At 71.2% G+C, this 15,800-nt stretch carries 14 protein-coding genes; 3 read left to right on the top strand and 11 right to left on the bottom strand.

What is annotated here, in order from left to right; translation table 11 throughout:
* Positions 1-77 precede the first annotated feature (77 nt).
* From MUY22_RS17045 to MUY22_RS17030, 4 genes are all read right to left on the bottom strand, one after another.
* A complete protein-coding gene (locus tag MUY22_RS17045) occupies positions 78-725 on the bottom strand; it encodes a class F sortase (protein WP_247060832.1) in 648 nt (215 codons plus the stop codon).
* A 120-nt stretch (positions 726-845) separates the two neighbouring features.
* The gene (locus MUY22_RS17040; protein WP_247060830.1) at positions 846-1,430 is read right to left on the bottom strand and encodes a hypothetical protein; all 585 of its coding nucleotides are present in this window, start codon (positions 1,428-1,430) and stop codon (positions 846-848) included.
* Positions 1,431-1,651: 221 nt separating this feature from the next.
* The gene (locus MUY22_RS17035) at positions 1,652-2,107 is read right to left on the bottom strand and encodes a hypothetical protein (RefSeq protein WP_247060828.1); all 456 of its coding nucleotides are present in this window, start codon (positions 2,105-2,107) and stop codon (positions 1,652-1,654) included.
* 72 nt (positions 2,108-2,179) lie between these two features.
* The gene (locus MUY22_RS17030) at positions 2,180-3,583 is read right to left on the bottom strand and encodes an NAD(P)H-quinone dehydrogenase (protein ID WP_247060827.1); all 1,404 of its coding nucleotides are present in this window, start codon (positions 3,581-3,583) and stop codon (positions 2,180-2,182) included.
* A gap of 128 nt (positions 3,584-3,711) precedes the next feature.
* On the opposite strand from MUY22_RS17030, the gene MUY22_RS17025 reads away from it, so the two are divergent.
* Complete coding sequence (locus MUY22_RS17025; protein WP_247060826.1) at positions 3,712-4,164, top strand: gamma-glutamylcyclotransferase; 453 nt, start codon at positions 3,712-3,714, stop codon at positions 4,162-4,164.
* A gap of 115 nt (positions 4,165-4,279) precedes the next feature.
* Here MUY22_RS17025 and MUY22_RS17020 read toward each other — a convergent pair whose 3' ends face one another.
* The 6 genes from MUY22_RS17020 to MUY22_RS16995 all read right to left on the bottom strand — a co-directional run bounded on the left by MUY22_RS17020 (position 4,280) and on the right by MUY22_RS16995 (position 12,242).
* A complete protein-coding gene (locus MUY22_RS17020; protein ID WP_247063943.1) occupies positions 4,280-5,122 on the bottom strand; it encodes an endonuclease domain-containing protein in 843 nt (280 codons plus the stop codon).
* A 230-nt stretch (positions 5,123-5,352) separates the two neighbouring features.
* A complete protein-coding gene (locus MUY22_RS17015) occupies positions 5,353-6,654 on the bottom strand; it encodes an amidohydrolase (RefSeq protein ID WP_247060825.1) in 1,302 nt (433 codons plus the stop codon).
* Between the two features lie 226 nt (positions 6,655-6,880).
* Entirely contained in the window at positions 6,881-7,183 is a 303-nt protein-coding gene (locus MUY22_RS17010; RefSeq protein ID WP_247060824.1) for a hypothetical protein, read from the bottom strand.
* Positions 7,184-7,242: 59 nt separating this feature from the next.
* On the bottom strand, positions 7,243-8,238 hold the full coding sequence (gene meaB / locus MUY22_RS17005; protein ID WP_247060823.1) for a methylmalonyl Co-A mutase-associated GTPase MeaB: 996 nt from the start codon (positions 8,236-8,238) through the stop codon (positions 7,243-7,245).
* Positions 8,239-8,241: 3 nt separating this feature from the next.
* Positions 8,242-10,410, bottom strand: a complete 2,169-nt coding sequence (scpA, locus tag MUY22_RS17000; RefSeq protein WP_247060822.1) for a methylmalonyl-CoA mutase — start codon at positions 10,408-10,410, stop codon at positions 8,242-8,244.
* On the bottom strand, positions 10,407-12,242 hold the full coding sequence (locus MUY22_RS16995; protein WP_247060821.1) for a methylmalonyl-CoA mutase family protein: 1,836 nt from the start codon (positions 12,240-12,242) through the stop codon (positions 10,407-10,409). Before MUY22_RS16995 ends, scpA begins: the two co-directional genes overlap by 4 nt.
* Positions 12,243-12,340: 98 nt before the next feature.
* Between MUY22_RS16995 and MUY22_RS16990 the strand changes: the two genes are divergently transcribed.
* Together MUY22_RS16990 and MUY22_RS16985 are read left to right on the top strand one after the other, a co-directional pair.
* Positions 12,341-14,077 carry a serine/threonine-protein kinase gene (locus MUY22_RS16990; protein ID WP_256475963.1) on the top strand — a complete coding sequence of 579 codons (1,737 nt, stop codon included), beginning with the start codon at positions 12,341-12,343 and terminating at the stop codon, positions 14,075-14,077.
* On the top strand, positions 14,077-15,084 hold the full coding sequence (locus tag MUY22_RS16985; RefSeq protein WP_247060820.1) for a ketopantoate reductase family protein: 1,008 nt from the start codon (positions 14,077-14,079) through the stop codon (positions 15,082-15,084). Before MUY22_RS16990 ends, MUY22_RS16985 begins: the two co-directional genes overlap by 1 nt.
* Here MUY22_RS16985 and MUY22_RS16980 read toward each other — a convergent pair.
* Positions 15,081-15,710: a MerR family transcriptional regulator gene (locus tag MUY22_RS16980; RefSeq protein WP_247060818.1), complete on the bottom strand. Its 630-nt coding sequence runs from the start codon at positions 15,708-15,710 to the stop codon at positions 15,081-15,083. The genes MUY22_RS16985 and MUY22_RS16980 overlap by 4 nt on opposite strands.
* Positions 15,711-15,800 lie beyond the last annotated feature (90 nt).

Raw genomic sequence — 15,800 nt, 5'->3', positions numbered from 1 at the left:
CGGCTCCCTACCCTCGTCAGCGCCGCCTTGGTGACGGCCGACACAGTGAAGCACCGGGGTCCGACAAAAACGGAAAATCAGCTCTGGACCAGGCGTGCGTAGACGACGATGTTGTCCACGTAGTTGTGCGCGCTCCGGTCGAAGACGCCGCCGCAGGTGATCAACCGCAGCTCGGGGCCGGCCGTGTCGTCGTACACGCCTTCGGCTTCGAAGTCCTTTTTGGGCACCTGGTGGACTTTCGTCACCTCGAAGAGCGCCGTCGTGCCGTCCTTGCGGGCGACCGAAACCCGGTCGCCGGCGGCCAGCTCCTTGAGACGGAAGAAGATCCCCTTCTGGTGGTTGCCGTCGACGTGCCCGAGGACGACGGCCGGGCCGACCTCGCCGGGCGTCGGCGCGTAGGTGTACCAACCGGCCTGCAACGGCGTCGTCACCGGCGGGACCTGGATGGTGTCGTCCGGGTTGAGGCCGAGCGGGACCAGCGACGAGTGCGCGCCGATCTTCGGGATGTCGATCGAGACGGGCTCGGACTTGGGCAGCGCCGCGACGGCGTCCTGCGCGGCACTCGTCGGCTGTGGCTGGATCGCGACCGGGTGGGGGTCCGGTGGCTGCGCCGTCGACGGCGACGGCCCACCACCCAGCGTCAGCGCCAGCACCGCCAGTGCGGCCAGCAGCGCGACGACGAGCGCGATCAGGTAGCCCCGTCTGTTCTTGATCCTCGTGGTCATGTCTCCCCCGTGACTGGCGCCTGCGGTTCACACGTCCGGGTGGCCCGTTCGGTTGGGTCCCGACGGTACCTCCGCGGGCGGGCCGCCCCGGAACCCCCGTTCCGGAGCGGCCCTGGAGCATCAGCGGCGTCGTGCCCGTCGGGCCACCACGAGACCGCTGCCTCCGACCGCGAGCACTCCCATGGCGGCCGCGGCCGCGAGGGGTGCGCCGGAACCGTCCGCCGGACCGTCCGTGCCGCCGGTCTGCGGGGCGCCCGCGGGCACCTTGGCGACCTGCTTCGGAGCCGGACCCTTGGCCGGGAGCACCTGGAAGTACGCCGTCGAGGCCTCGATGCCGCAGTGCAGCGTGACGGCGTACCTGCCCGGCTTGACGTTCGCGACGGTGCCGGACTCGAGACCGGGGGTGTCGGCGACGACCGCGGCCGAGCGGATGCTGACCTTCTCGCCCGGCCAGGCCGAGCAGCCGAAGTCGAAGTTCACCCGCGCCCCGGGCAGCCCCTTGCCCGGCGACAGGGACAGCTGCTTCTTGACCCGGGTCATCGGGCCGTCCGGGTACTCCGGCACGGTCGGCCGCGCCGAGGGCGACGGCGAAGCCGAGGTGGCCGGCGCGGACGGCGCGGCGGTCGGTGCGGCCGCGAGCGCGGCGGTCGGCGCGAGAACCAGGAAAGCCGCGGCGACGCCCGCCACGGCAATGGTGTTCTTCATTCTTTCTCCCCTGTGGATTACACTCGGAAACAATGGGAAACGGATGCCGTTCGCAGTTCCCCCTGCATCGGCCTCATCCGTTCACCTACGCACCAAAAGACGTCTCCACCTGCGATCGGTTGCGCCCAAAGGTCACAAAAAGGTCGCGAAACCGACGGCGGGAAACTCATGAAAAACCACCCCGGAGCGCGGCTCCGAGGTGGTGCTTTCGAGCTTGGAAATCAGCCGGCCATGCTGCCGTCGCCCGCTTTCGCCGCACCGGACGGCACCTTCGCGACCTGAGCCGCGGGAACCGAGAACTGCGTGCTGTAGGACTTGTCGCCGCACGTCACGGTCAGCGGGTACGTCCCGGCCGCGGTGCCCGGCTTCAAGGTGGCGTCGGCGCTGATGTTCGCGTCGGCGCCCATGAACGGGCCCGGGGTGTAGTTGGCGAACGTCAACGCGGGCGAGGAGAACGCCGGCGCCGCGCCTTCGCACTTGGCCAGCGCGACGTTCGGCGCGTCCCGGACGTACTTGTCCACGAGCGACTGGTTGATCGCGGTGTTGACGTTGAGCTGGACGCTGCCGGCGCTCGGCGCCGGCGCGGGGGCCGGACCGGTGCTCTGCGCTGTCGCCGGCGCCGCCAGCGTCGTCGCCCCGATCACCGCTGCCGCAACAAAAACCAACGTCTTGCGCACCTTCGCACCCTTCGCGTCCTTCAGCCTTACAACCGACAAGACGCGACGGGCGCGAAGGGGTTGCGTCGTGGATCAGTCGAGATCGTCGTGGCGCATCAACTGGCGCCCGGCCTCGGTGATCGAGCCCGACAGCGACGGGTACACCGAAAATGTCAGTGCCAGGTGGTCCACTGTGAGCTGGTTCTGGACGGCGAGCGCGATGGGAAGGATGAGCTCGCTCGCCTGCGGCGCCACGACGACACCACCGACGACCACGCCGGTGGCGGGGCGGCAGAACAGCTTCACGAAGCCTCGGCGGAGGCCCTCCATCTTCGCGCGCGCGTTGGTGGCCAGGGGCAGCATGATGGTGCGCGCGGGCACCTCGCCGGAGTCGATCGCGTGCTGGCTGATGCCGACGGTCGCGATCTCCGGGTGGGTGAAGACGTTGGCGGCGACGGTCTTGAGCTTGATCGGCGCGACGCCCTCGCCCAGCGCGTGCCACATCGCGATGCGGCCCTGCATGCTCGCCACCGAGGCGAGCATGAGCACGCCGGTGCAGTCGCCGGCGGCGTAGATCCCGGGAACGGAGGTGCGCGAAACGCGGTCGACGGTGATGAACCCGCCGGGGCCGGGTGAGATGCCGACCTTGTCGAGGCCGAGGTCGGCGGTGTTCGGGACCGAGCCGACGGTCATCAGCGCGTGGCTGGCTTCGATCACGCGGCCGTCGGCGAGGTGGATCTCGACGCCCTTGTCGGTGCGCTCGACGCGGTCGGCGCGCGCCTGCTTCGCGACGGTCGTCCCGCGCTGCGAGAAGACCTCCTCGAGCACGGCGGCGGCGTCGGCGTCCTCGTGCGGCAGCACGCGGTCGCGGCTGGAGACGACGGTGACCTTGACGCCCATCTCGGTGTAGGCGGACGCGAACTCGGCGCCGGTGACGCCGGAGCCGATCACGGCGAGGTGCTCCGGCAGCTCCTGGAGCTCGTAGAGCTGGCGCCAGTCGAGGATGCGCTCGCCGTCCGGCACCGCGCCGGGCAGCACGCGCGGGGTGGCGCCGGTGGCGATCAGGACGACGTCGGCCGGGAGCTTCTCGGTCTCGCCGTCCTGCTTGGTGACGGAGACCTTGTGCGTGGCGAGGCCGGGCTCTTCGTCGCAGAAGCGGGCTTCGCCGATGATCACGCGGACGCCCTCGCGCTGGACGCGCGCGCGGATGTCGGCGGACTGCGCCAGCGCGAGGCCCTTGACGCGGCCGTGGACGGTCGGCAGGTCGATGCTCGTGTCGGCCATGTCGGTGTTGATGCCGAGCTCGCCGAGGTCGTGCATCTTCGCCAGCGCGCCCGAGCTCGCGATGAACGTCTTCGAGGGGACGCAGTCGTAGAGGACACAGGCGCCGCCCAGGCCGTCGCGCTCGACGATCGTGACGTCGGCGCCGTGCTGGGCTGCGACCAGCGCGGCTTCGTAGCCGGCCGGGCCCCCGCCCATGATCACGATCCTGGTCACCTGGGTCCTCCTCGAAGTGCGTGATAACGGTGGTCTCACCGTACGCGGCGAAGGTGGCCGGACACTGAAGTGGGCGAACACGCCGAGTGCGTCCACTCGGGTGAGCTGTGGGTCGCTACGCTGTCGGCGTGCCGTTGTATGCCGCTTACGGATCCAACATGGAGCCCGCCCAGATGCTGGAGCGCGCGCCGCACTCACCGATGGCCGGCTCCGGCTGGCTGGAGGGGTGGCGCCTGACCTTCGGCGGCGAGGACCTCGGCTGGGAAGGGGCCCTGGCCACGATCGTCGAAGACGCGGGTTCCCGCGTCTTCGTCGTCCTCTACGACGTCACGTCCCTGGACGAGACGGGCCTCGACCGCTGGGAAGGCGGCGAGCTGGGGATGCACAGCAAAATCCGCCTGAGAGTCCAGACGATGGACGGCTCGGTCCTGGCCTGGCTCTACGTCCTGGACGCCTACGAAGGCGGCCTGCCCTCGGCCCGCTACCTGGGCGTCCTGGCGGACGCCGCGGAAGCGGCCGGAGCCCCCGCCGACTACGTCGACGACCTCCGAACCCGCCCCTGCTCCGGCATCACCGGCTAACGGCTCCAATCACGCGAGTCACGTCCCCAGTCACGCGAGTCACGGCTCCAATCACGCGAGTCACGTCCCCAGTCACGCGGGTCACGGCCTCGATCACGCGAGTCGCGGGCTTGGATCACGCGGGTCGCGCGGCTCGTCGGGTGAACTGCGCCCGCAGTTCGGCGAGCACCCGGCTCGGATCGCGCAGATCGGCCGCCGTGGCCCGGATCGTGACCCACCCTCGACCGGCCAGCCTGCCGTCTCGCTCGGCGTCGCGTTCCTGCCGCTCCTCGTGTGCGGCGAACCCGTCGTACTCGAGCGCGATCCGCACTTCGGGCCAGGCGATGTCGAGGACGTAGAACGTGCGCCCGTCGATGGTCGCGACCTCGTACTGGGCCTCCGGGGCCGGGAACCCGGCCTCGACCACGATCAGTCGCAGGATGCTCTCCGGCGGCGATTCGGCCTTCCCCGTGGCGAGGGCCAGCAGCATCTGCGCCCTGTGGATACCTCGCCTGCTCCGACGGTCCAGAACACGGTCACGGACGTTCTCGCGCAGCCGTCGGCAGTGGTCCGGGGCGAGCCCGTGCATCGCCTCGTCCAGGGCGGCGAAGGCCGTTCGCTTGTCCCCGTCGCAGAGGAAATCCGCCAAGGCGAGATCGACTGAAAACATCGCCAGCCCGTCGAGTTCGATCACGTCGGACGGCAGAAATTCGGCCCGATGGATGACCAGGCCGGCCCTGGACTCCACCCGTCGGGAGTAAGGCACCGTGAGGTGTACGGCAGGGTCGTGCGCGGCCGAAATCCCATGCAGGGCAAGGGATGTGGCTCCCGACAGAGCGGCAGGTGGACCTACGGCGATCAGCGCGGCCTGCGCCCGTGTCGCCAGATTGAGCGCATCGGCCGCGTGAATGACCACGCCTCGCCAGGGTTGCGCGAGCACGCCGGTCGCGAGCCCTTCGAGTACCGCTCTTCGCCCCAGAACTTCGTCAGCCTCGCGACGCGAGACTGCGCCGTGGCGTCCTCCCCAAGTGATCACAGAATCGAGAATGAGGCCCTTCGATGATCAAGGGAAGGGCCTCATTCTCGACCTGTGGACAACTCGCACAGCCTGTGGATAACTCTGGGTACAGCGTTAGCCCGATCTCGCGTGACTGAAGACGTGACCCACGTGATTGGAGACGGAACTCGCGTGATTGGAGACGGAACTCGTCAGGCGAGGGTGGCTAGGGCTGTGTGGACCAGGGTTCGGACTCCGCAGGCCAGGGCCCGCTCGTCGAGGATGAAGGTCGGGCGGTGGATGTCCGATTGCGGGGCCGGGTCGCCTGGCCAGACGCCCAGGCGGGCGAAGGCTCCCTGGACGTGCTCCAGGTACCAGCCGAAGTCTTCGCCGCCGGAGGACTGCTCGGTGCCGGCCACCGCTTCTTCGCCCAGGGCCGCCTCGACGCCCGCGCGCATCAGGGCCGTGGAGTCCGCGTCGGAGACGACCGGGGGGACGCCTCGGCGGTAGTCCAACTGGAAGCCGACGCCCGTGGGGGCCAGCAGGGACTCCACCGACGACGCCACCAGGGGCTCCAGCGCCGTCCAGACCTCGTGGTCGGCCGTGCGCAGGGTGCCGCGCAGGACGCCGTCCTGGGGGACGGCGTTGGCCGCCTGGCCCGCGTGGACCGCACCCCAGACCAGCACCGTGCCGGACCGGGGGTCGACGCGGCGGGACAGCACCGACGGCAGTGACGTGATCACCGTGCCGAGCGCGTGCACCAGGTCGGCCGTCAGGTGTGGGCGGGACGTGTGCCCGCCCGGCGACGTCAGGCGCAGCTCGATCAGGTCCGCGGCCGACGTCAGGGCGCCGACGCGCATGCCGACCTTGCCGACCTCGAGCCGCGGGTCGACGTGCAGTCCGTAGATCCGGTCGACGCCCTCCAGCGCGCCCGCCGCGATCATGTCCAGCGCGCCGCCGGGCATGACCTCCTCGGCGGCCTGGAAGATCAGCCGCACCTTGCCGGGCAGCTCCGGCGCGCCGGCCAGGGCCCGGGCCGCGCCGAGCAGGATCGACGTGTGGGCGTCGTGGCCGCACATGTGCGCCGCACCCTCCACAGTCGACGCGTAGGGCAGCCCCGTCGCCTCCGTGAGCGGCAGCGCGTCCATGTCCGCACGCAGCGCGACGCACCGCTCGCCGCGGCCGATGTCGCAGACGACACCGGTGCCGCCGGGGAGCACCCACGGCTTGAGGCCGACGGCACGCAGCAGCGTGACGACCAGCTCCGTGGTCGCGAACTCGTGCCGCGACAGCTCCGGGTGCGCGTGGATGTGCCTGCGCCACGCGAGCACGTCGGTCGCGTTGGCGCGAAGCCAGTCGTCAAGCCAGAACGGGCCACGGCCCGCACCAAGGTCCTCCACGGGAGCCATGGTTACGCCGGCTTCGGAAATGAGCGCCTCCGGCCCCTCGATAGGGGTGATGATGCGCCCGTGGGGGTCGCCTGGAACGTCCGGTCGTGAGTCGAGCACCGTCACGCCGCACCTCCTCCCGCAACACGGGTAACCCGCGCAGCGGCTGGGGTCACGCAACGTGCCGATCGTTCTTTCGTACGCATTTGCAGACGATCGTGCACCATGCAGGAGGCAAGCCGCGCCTCGAAACGAGGCGTCCTAGACGGCCGGTAGCTGATCTGCGTTGAACGGTGTGCAGTAGTTCGGCCAAGGCGAACGCCGACGGCTGCTCGCCCGTCCGGACGCAGGGTTACGACCCTTTGGCCTTCTTCGACCGGATCCGCCGGCCCCAGACGACGATGCCGAGCAGGACCACCGCGACCAGGCCGGCGATCAGCTTGGTCTTGGTCTTCTCGGCGTTCGCCTTGTCGGTCTGGGCCGGGTCGAGCACCGGTCCGGGCGCCTGGGTCTGCGTGAGCACGGGCGCCGCGCCGGCGTGCGCCACGGTCACCGTGACACCCACCGGCCGCACCGGTGCGGCCTGGGCGGGCGACGCGGTGAACAGCACCGCCCCCAGCAGGCCGGCAACGACCAGAGCACGCAGTATCGCCATGTCATCCCTTCGCCACGACCGGCGGTCAACCGGCATTCTGCCCGCGCGGGACCCGCGGGTCAGCCACCACGTGGTGGACCGAACGCGTCGAGGATCCGCTGTGCACCGAGGGTAGCGGTCAGTTCACCGTCGCGCACCGCCCGTTCGACGTCGGGAACGACCGTTCGCACGTCCGGATGCGCCGCCAGCCGACTCAGCAGATTTTCGCGCACCATCGACCACGTCCAGTCGACCTGCTGCTGCCGGCGCCGGGCGGCCAGCTCGCCGGACGCCGAGAGCGCGGCGCGGTGCTCCTCGATCGCGCCCCAGACCTCGTCGAGCCGCAGGTTGTGCAGGCCGCTGCAGGTCAGCACGGGTGGCGTCCACGCCGCGTCGGGCCCGTAGATCATCCGCAACGCGCCGGCCAGCTCCCGCGCGGCGCGGCGCGCGTCCTTCTCGTGGTCGCCGTCGGCCTTGTTGACGGCGATGACGTCGGCGAGCTCCAGGACGCCCTTCTTGATGCCCTGCAGCTGGTCGCCGGTGCGCGCGAGCGTCAAGAACATGAAGCAGTCGACCATGTTCGCGACGGCCACTTCGGACTGTCCCACCCCGACGGTCTCGACCAGGACGGTGTCGTAGCCGGCCGCTTCCATCAGCACGATCGTCTCGCGGGTGGCGCGGGCGACGCCGCCCAGCGTCCCCGACGTCGGCGACGGGCGGATGAACGCCCGCTCGTCGACGGCCAGGCGCGCCATTCGGGTCTTGTCGCCGAGGATCGACCCGCCGGTGCGCGTCGACGACGGGTCGACGGCCAGTACGGCCACGCGATGCCCGGCCGCGGTCAGATCCGTGCCCAGCTGGTCGATGAATGTCGACTTGCCGACACCGGGGACGCCGGTGATGCCGACGCGCCGGGCGCCACCCGCCGAAGGCAGCAGCTCGACGAGCAGCTCCTGCGCCTGCGCGCGGTGGTCCTCGCGCTGGGACTCGACCAGCGTGATCGCCTTCGACAGCGTGCCGCGGTCACCCGCCAGCACGCCCTTCGCGTACGCGGGGACGTCGATCTTGCGCGGCAACGCTCAGGACTCCTGCGCCGCGAGCTGGCCTAGCAGGTCGATGGCCGCGTCCGCGAGCACCGTGCCCGGCCCGAAGATCGCCGCCGCCCCGGCTTCGCGCAGCGCCGGGTAGTCCTGCGGCGGGATCACGCCGCCGACCACGACCATGATGTCCGCGCGGCCCAGCTCGGCGAGCTCGTGGCGCAGCGCGGGCACCAGCGAGAGGTGCCCGGCGGCCAGCGAGGACACGCCGACGACGTGGACGTCCGCCTCGATCGCCTGACGGGCGACCTCGGCCGGGGTGGAGAACAGCGGGCCGACGTCGACGTCGAAGCCGATGTCGGCGAAGCCGGTGGCGATCACCTTCTGGCCGCGGTCGTGGCCGTCCTGGCCCATCTTCGCGACGAGGATCCGCGGCCGGCGGCCCTCCTCCTCGGCGAACTCCTCGACCAGCGAGCGGGCCTTCTCGACGTTCTGCGACTTCCCCACCTCCTCGCGGTACACCCCCGAGATCGTGCGGATCTGGCCGGAGTGCCGGCCCCACAGCTTCTCCAGCGCGTCCGAGATCTCGCCGACGGTCGCCTTCGCCCGGGCCGCGTTGATGCCCAGTTCCAGCAGGTTGCCGCCGTTTCCGGCGCCTTCGGTGAGGCGCCGCAACGCGTCCTCGGTGGCCTGGCCGTCCCGTTCTTCACGCAGCCGCCGCAGCTTCTCCAGCTGCTGCGTCCGGACGCCGGCGTTGTCGACCTTCAGGACTTCGATGTCTTCATCGCTGGTGACCTGGTACTTGTTGACGCCGATCACCGGCTGCCGGCCCGAGTCGATCCGGGCCTGGGTACGAGCCGCGGCCTCCTCGATGCGCAGCTTCGGGATGCCCGCGTCGATCGCCTTGGCCATGCCGCCGGCCTGCTCGACCTCGCTGATGTGACCCCACGCCTTGCGCGCGAGGTCGTAGGTCAGCTTCTCGACGAAGGCGCTGCCGCCCCACGGGTCGATCACCCGCGTGGTGCCGGATTCCTGCTGCAGCAGCAGCTGCGTGTTGCGGGCGATGCGCGCGGAGAAGTCGGTCGGCAGCGCGAGCGCCTCGTCCAACGCGTTGGTGTGCAACGACTGCGTGTGCCCCTGGGTCGCGGCCATCGCCTCGACGCAGGTGCGCACGACGTTGTTGTAGACGTCCTGCGCGGTCAGCGACCAGCCCGACGTCTGCGAGTGCGTCCGCAGCGAGAGCGACTTCTGCGACTTGGGGTCGAAGCCCTTCACCAGCTTCGCCCAGATCAGCCGGGCCGCGCGCAGTTTCGCGACCTCCATGAAGAAGTTCATCCCGATCGCCCAGAAGAACGACAGGCGCGGCGCGAACTTGTCGACGTCCAGCCCGGCTTCGGTGCCCGCGCGGATGTACTCGACGCCGTCCGCGAGGGTGTAGGCCAGCTCGAGGTCGGCGGTCGCGCCGGCTTCCTGCATGTGGTAGCCGGAGATGGAGATCGAGTTGTACTTCGGCATGTGCTGCGAGGTGTAGGAGAAGATGTCGGAGATGACCCGCATCGACGGCTGCGGCGGGTAGATGTAGGTGTTGCGGACCATGAACTCCTTGAGGATGTCGTTCTGGATGGTCCCCGCGAGCTGCTCCGGCTTCACCCCCTGCTCCTCGGCCGCGACGACGTAGAGCGCGAGCACCGGCAGCACCGCGCCGTTCATCGTCATCGACACGGACATCTTGTCGAGCGGGATGCCGTCGAAGAGCTGGCGCATGTCGTAGATGGAGTCGATCGCGACGCCCGCCATGCCGACGTCGCCGGAGACGCGCGGGTGGTCGGAGTCGTAGCCGCGGTGGGTGGCCAGGTCGAAGGCGACCGACAGGCCCTTCTGCCCGGCCGCGAGGTTGCGGCGGTAGAAGGCGTTCGACTCCTCGGCGGTGGAGAACCCGGCGTACTGGCGGATGGTCCAGGGCTGGTTGACGTACATCGTCGGGTACGGCCCGCGCAGGTAGGGCGCGATGCCGGGGTACGTGCCGAGGAAGTCCACATCGGACAGGTCGGCCGCGGTGTAGACCGGTTTGACGCCGATGCCCTCGGGCGTCTCCCAGGCCAGCGCGTCCGGGCCCTTGCCGGTGGCGTCCTGCACGGCCTTGGCCCAGGCCTCGCGGTCGCCCGGCTCGGGCGTGCCGAGGTCGACGTCGGCGAAGTTCGGGATCGTCATCGCGCAACTCCCAGCTGAGTGTGCAGACCGGTGAGGACTTCCAGGGCGTCACAGCCGGCGAAGACGTTGCCGTCAACACCGTCGTAAGAACCCTTGCCCGCCAGTAGTACGTGTTCGGCGCCCAACGATGCCGCGACTTCGGCGGCCTGGGCCGTGTAGGCGTCGTCGGTGCCGCAGACGCAGGCGATCTTGGCGCCGGACGCGCGGAACGCGCCGGGCAGGTCGTCGGTCGCGCCCGGGTTGACCACCTCGAGCCCGCCCGCCTGGAACAGGTTGGCGGCGAACCCGGCCCGCGTGGTGTGCGCGGCGACCGGGCCGAGCGTGGCCAGGAAGACCTTCGGCCGCTCGCCGTGCTCGGCGAGGTACGCGTCGGACGCGTCGCGCAGCGCCTCGAAGCCCTCGGCGTACCGGTGCCGCGGCAACCCACCGTCCACAGGGGACTCCAGCGACTCCCGCTTCACGGGCTTTTCGGTCAGGTTCGGGAACTCGCTGACGCCGGTGAGCGGGTCGCGCCGGGTGGCGAGCCGCTTCGCGCGCTTGTCCCACGTCTCGGCGAGGCGGCCGGCGAGCGCGCCGGACGCCAGCTCCGCGACCAGGCCTCCCGCGGCTTCGATCGCGGTGAACTCGGCCCACGCGACGCGGGCGAGGTCTTCGGTGAGCTTCTCGACGTACCAGGAGCCGCCCGCCGGGTCGACCACGCCGGCCAGCTTGGACTCCTCCAGCAGCACCGCGTGCGTGTTGCGGGCGATCCGCGCGGAGAACGCGTCGGGCCGGCCGATCGCGGCGTCGAACGGCAGGACGGTGACCGCGGCCGCGCCGCCGACGCCCGCGCCGAAGCAGGCGACGGTCGTGCGCAGCATGTTCACCCACGGATCACGCTGGGTCAGCATCGCCGGCGACGTCACGGCGTGCTGGCGCATCGGCGACGAGAAGCCGCACACCTCGGCGACGCGCGCCCAGAGGCGGCGGGCCGCGCGCAGCTTGGCGATGGTCGAGAACTGGTCGGCGGTCGCGGCGATCCGGAACTCCAGCTGCCCGGCCGCGGCTTCGACGTCGAGACCCGCGTCCGTCAACGAACGCAGGTAGGTGACGCCGGCGGCGACCAGCGCGCCCAGCTCCTGCACGTCCGACCCGCCCGCCTCGTGGAACGGCAGGCCGTCGGCGACGATCGTGCGCACCTTCGGGTACTTCCCGGCGACACGCGCGGCCAGCGCGGCGGCCGGTTCCAGCGCGACGTCGGCGCCGGTCCGGGCCGCGAGCCCGATCGGGTCGGCGCCCAGCACCGCGGTGGCTTCGCTCGCCGGGATCTCACGCTCGTCGAAGATCTCGAACAACGCGGCCGCGGCGGCTTCGTACCCGGCGCCCGCGTCGAGGACCACCGGCGCCAGGTCGACGTAGACGTCGTTCAGCGCGTCGGCCATGGCCGCGGGCGGCACGGTCAGCCAGATCGACGTGACGCCGCCTTCGAGGTCCGCGAGGATCGCCTTGTTGACGGCCTTGGGATCGGTGCCGGCGAACCGGGCCCGGACGTCCCAGCCCGTGCTGACCTGCCCTTCCGGGCTCGCCCCGCGCACGAACGGCGACAGGCCGGGGAAGCCGGCGTCGCCCGGCACGTCGGCCGCGGTGTAGAGCGGCTGGATCTCGATGCCGTCGTAGGTCCGGGTGACGAGCTTGCTCTCCGGGGCGCCTGTGAAGTCCTCCGGCAGCCTGCCGCTCTTGCGCAGCACGCCCGCCACGAGCTCCTGCCACTGCTCGCGCGTCGCCTGCGGAAACTCGGCCGCCAAGTCGAGTTCGGAGATCGGCGCTGACTCCGGACCGGCCAGTTCAGTCATACCCAGTGATGGTAGAGGCACTCGACACGGAGAGCCTGTGAGTCTGGTCGCCCCGTGGGGGTGGTAGGGGTCGGAGCGGGGTACGACACAATTGGCCCGTGCCCCCCTCCAGCGAAGAGACACGACTGGTCGCCGGTCGCTACCGGCTGCGCTCGGTGCTGGGCTCGGGGTCCATGGGCACCGTGTGGTCGGCCTACGACGAGTTCCTGCACCGCCAGGTCGCCGTCAAGGAGATGAAGGTGCCGCCGGGCATCCCGTCGTCGCAGGCGGACGAGCTGCGGGAACGCACGCTGCGCGAGGCCCGCGCGATCGCCGTGCTGTCCCACCCGAACGTGATCATCCTGCACGACGTCGCCCGCGAGAACGATCAGCCGTTCGTGGTGATGGAGCTGCTGCCCTCGCGCAGCCTGGCGCACATCCTGCGCGACCACGGGCCGCTGACCTTCGAGCAGGCCGCCGCGATGGGCATCGCGGTCGCCTCCGCGCTGGAGGCCGCGCACGCCGCCGGCATCACCCACCGCGACGTCAAGCCGGGCAACGTCCTGGTGGCCAGCGACGGCCGGATCAAGCTGACCGACTTCGGCATCGCCCGCAACGTCTCCGAAGCGACCATGACGCGCACCGGGATCATGCTCGGCTCCCCCGCCTACATCGCGCCGGAGGTCGCCTCCGGCGGCGCCGTCACCCCCGCCGCGGACCTGTGGGGCCTGGGCGCGACGCTGTTCGCCGCGGTCGAGGGCGCGCCGCCGTACGACGCCGACGGCGACCCGCTGGAGACCGTCGGCAAGGTCGTCAACGGGAAGGTGCCCAAGCCGAAGGCCGGGCCGCTGGCCGACGTCATCTCGGCGCTGATGAAGAAGGAGCCGAACAAGCGGATCACGCTGCGCGACGTCCGGCACCGGCTGTACCCGCTGCAGACGAAGACCGCGCTCGACCTGTTCGGGCCCGAGCTGTTCCGCACGCCGGACGGCAAGAAGACGTCCGCCCAGCCGGACGCCACCGACACGCAGGTGATCAAGACCGTCCTGCCGGAGAAGGTGGAGAAGCAGGCCGAGAAGAGCGCCGAGCTGGCGTCGGACCCGGGCCCGCTGCCGTTCCTGAAGCCGCCACCCGCCGCGCCGGCCCCAGCACCGCCGGCCGCCACGGTGTTCGTCCCGCCGCCGCCCCTGCCGCGCTCGGGACGGCGGACCGGCAAGGCCACCGCCGTGCTCATCGGCGTGGCGATCCTGCTCTTCCTGGTCGCCGCCGGCGGCGGGTTCGCACTGGCCAGGACGGTCGGCGGCGAGTCGCTGCTGCCGCCGGCCGCCGAGCCGCGGCCGCCGGCCAACGGGCCCACCGAGGTGCCGCCGCCCGAGCTGGTGCGCCAGTCCGGCGACGCGAACGTGGCGACCGGGGTGAAGGGCGGCGAGTTCGGTCTCGGCGTGCCGAAGGGCTGGCAGAAGTTCGTCGCCCCGCACGACACCCGGTTCGGGCTGAGCACGGTCGTCCAGTACGTCTCGGACGACGGCCGCCGCGCGATCCGGCTCGAACGGCTGACGAACTACTTCGGCGACTACCCCGGCGACCAGCCCTACATCGACCAGCTGAAGCAGCTCTACCCGTCCGACGGGTTCCAGCTCTTCCCGCCGCAGCCCCTGGCCAACGGGACCACGCTGACCTTCCGCACGACCGACAGCGGCGCCTCGAGCAGCGTCACCCGCGTGACGTTCATGAACCTGCTCAAGGCGGGTTCGAGCCTCTGGATCTTCTCGGTCACCGCCCCGACCGAGCAGGAGGACGCGACCCGCAAGGACGTCTTCGAGCCCGTCGCCCAGTCGCTGACCATCTCCGACTGATGACCCGGTACGTCCTCGTCGGCGCCGGCGCGATCGGCAGCGCGCTCGGCGGTCTCCTCGCCCAGCGCGGTAGCTCGGTCCTGCTGGTCGCCCGCGGCGCGCACGCGGCGGCGATGACGACCGGCGGGCTGACGCTGCGGTGCCCGGACGGCACGTCGACGCTCCACGTGCCGGTGGCGACCGGGCCCGACGGCGTGCGGCTGACGGTCGACGACGTCCTGGTGCTGACGACCAAGACGCACCAGGCCGAAGCCGCCGTCGAGCAGTGGGCGGACGTGCCGGTGCACGACCACGCCGGAGCCGTCGCCGGCAGCGCCGCCGAGCTGCTGCCGATCTTCACCGCGCTGAACGGGGTCGCCGGCGAAGAGATCGCGTTGCGCGCCTTCGAGCGGGTCTTCGGCGTGTGCGTGTGGTTCCCGACGGTGCTGACCGAACCCGGCGAGGTCATCGTCCGCACCCGCGCGCCCCGCGGCGTCTTCCACATCGGCCGGTACGGCGCCGGCGACGACGACCTCGGTGCGCTCCCCGCGGACTGGGCCGCGGCCGGCTTCGGCGTCATCCCGGCGGCCGACGTCATGCGGTGGAAGTACCGGAAGCTGCTGTCCAACCTGAGCAACGCGCTGCAGGCGCTGCTCGGCGACACCACGGGCGCGGACGACCTGCGGCGAGCGGCCGAGGACGAGGGCAAAGCCGTCCTCGCGAGCGCCGGGATCGCCTACGCCGGCGACGACGAGGTCGACGCCGACTGGGGTGGCCTGTCGTTCGAGCCGGTGCCCGGTGAGCCCGCTCAGCTGGGCGGGTCGAGCTGGCAGTCGCTGGTCCGCGGCACCGGCACGATCGAAACCGGCTACCTCAACGGCGAGATCGCCCTGCTCGGGCGCCGCACCGGGCAGCCGGCGCCGGTCAACGCCAAGCTCACGGCCCTGGCCCGCCACGCGGCTCGCGCGGGACTGCGGCCGGGCTCGCTGAGCGTCGAAGAGCTTCGGCGGCTCCTGGGCCTCGGTTAGCCGGGAAGGTCGCCGAGGACCTCGCGGGACACCAGTTCCTGGCCGAGGTGGCGCAGGCCCGCGAAGATCCGGTCGCCCAGCACCGTCACCACCAGCCCGGCCTCGATGATCTTGTCGTACGACGTCAGGCCCGTCACCGTGTCGACGTCCAGCTCCGCGACGCGGATCGCCAGGTGCGCGTACTCCTCGAGGTGCTCCGCCAGCTTGTCGTGGCCCAGCTCCTTGGCCGTGGCCAGCGCCGCGACGAGGTTCTCGACCGCGACGTGCTCGCGCTTCAGCTCGCCCCAGCCGTTGCGGCGGACGATCCCGTCGAGCAGCTCCCACGCCCAGTCGGCGGCCTCGTCGGACACCTGCGGCGCCGGGCCGGCCAGCTCCTCCTGGACGACGCCCATCGTGCGGTGCGGGGTCTTGTCGCCGTCGATCGCTTCGAGCACGGTGCCGACCGAAGCCAGCGACAGCCCGCCGACCTCGGTGAGGGCCTTGATCAGCCGCAACCGCTGGACGTGCGTCGCCGAGTACCGCGCCTGGTTGGGGCTGGTGCGCTCGCCCGGCGGCAGCAGGCCTTCGCGCAGGTAGTACTTGACGGTCGCGACCGGCACCCCCGACCCGGCGCTCAGTTCGGCCATCCGCATGCGTTTCCGCTCCGATCCCAGGGTGGGTCTCCGGGGCAACCCTGAAGACTTCTCAGCATGGATACCTTAACTTCCCATAACGGA

Source organism: Amycolatopsis sp. WQ 127309 (genome assembly GCF_023023025.1).
Lineage (GTDB): Bacteria > Actinomycetota > Actinomycetes > Mycobacteriales > Pseudonocardiaceae > Amycolatopsis.
The sequence above is the reverse complement of the archived record's forward strand: the minus strand, read 5'-3'. Positions and strand labels throughout refer to the sequence as shown.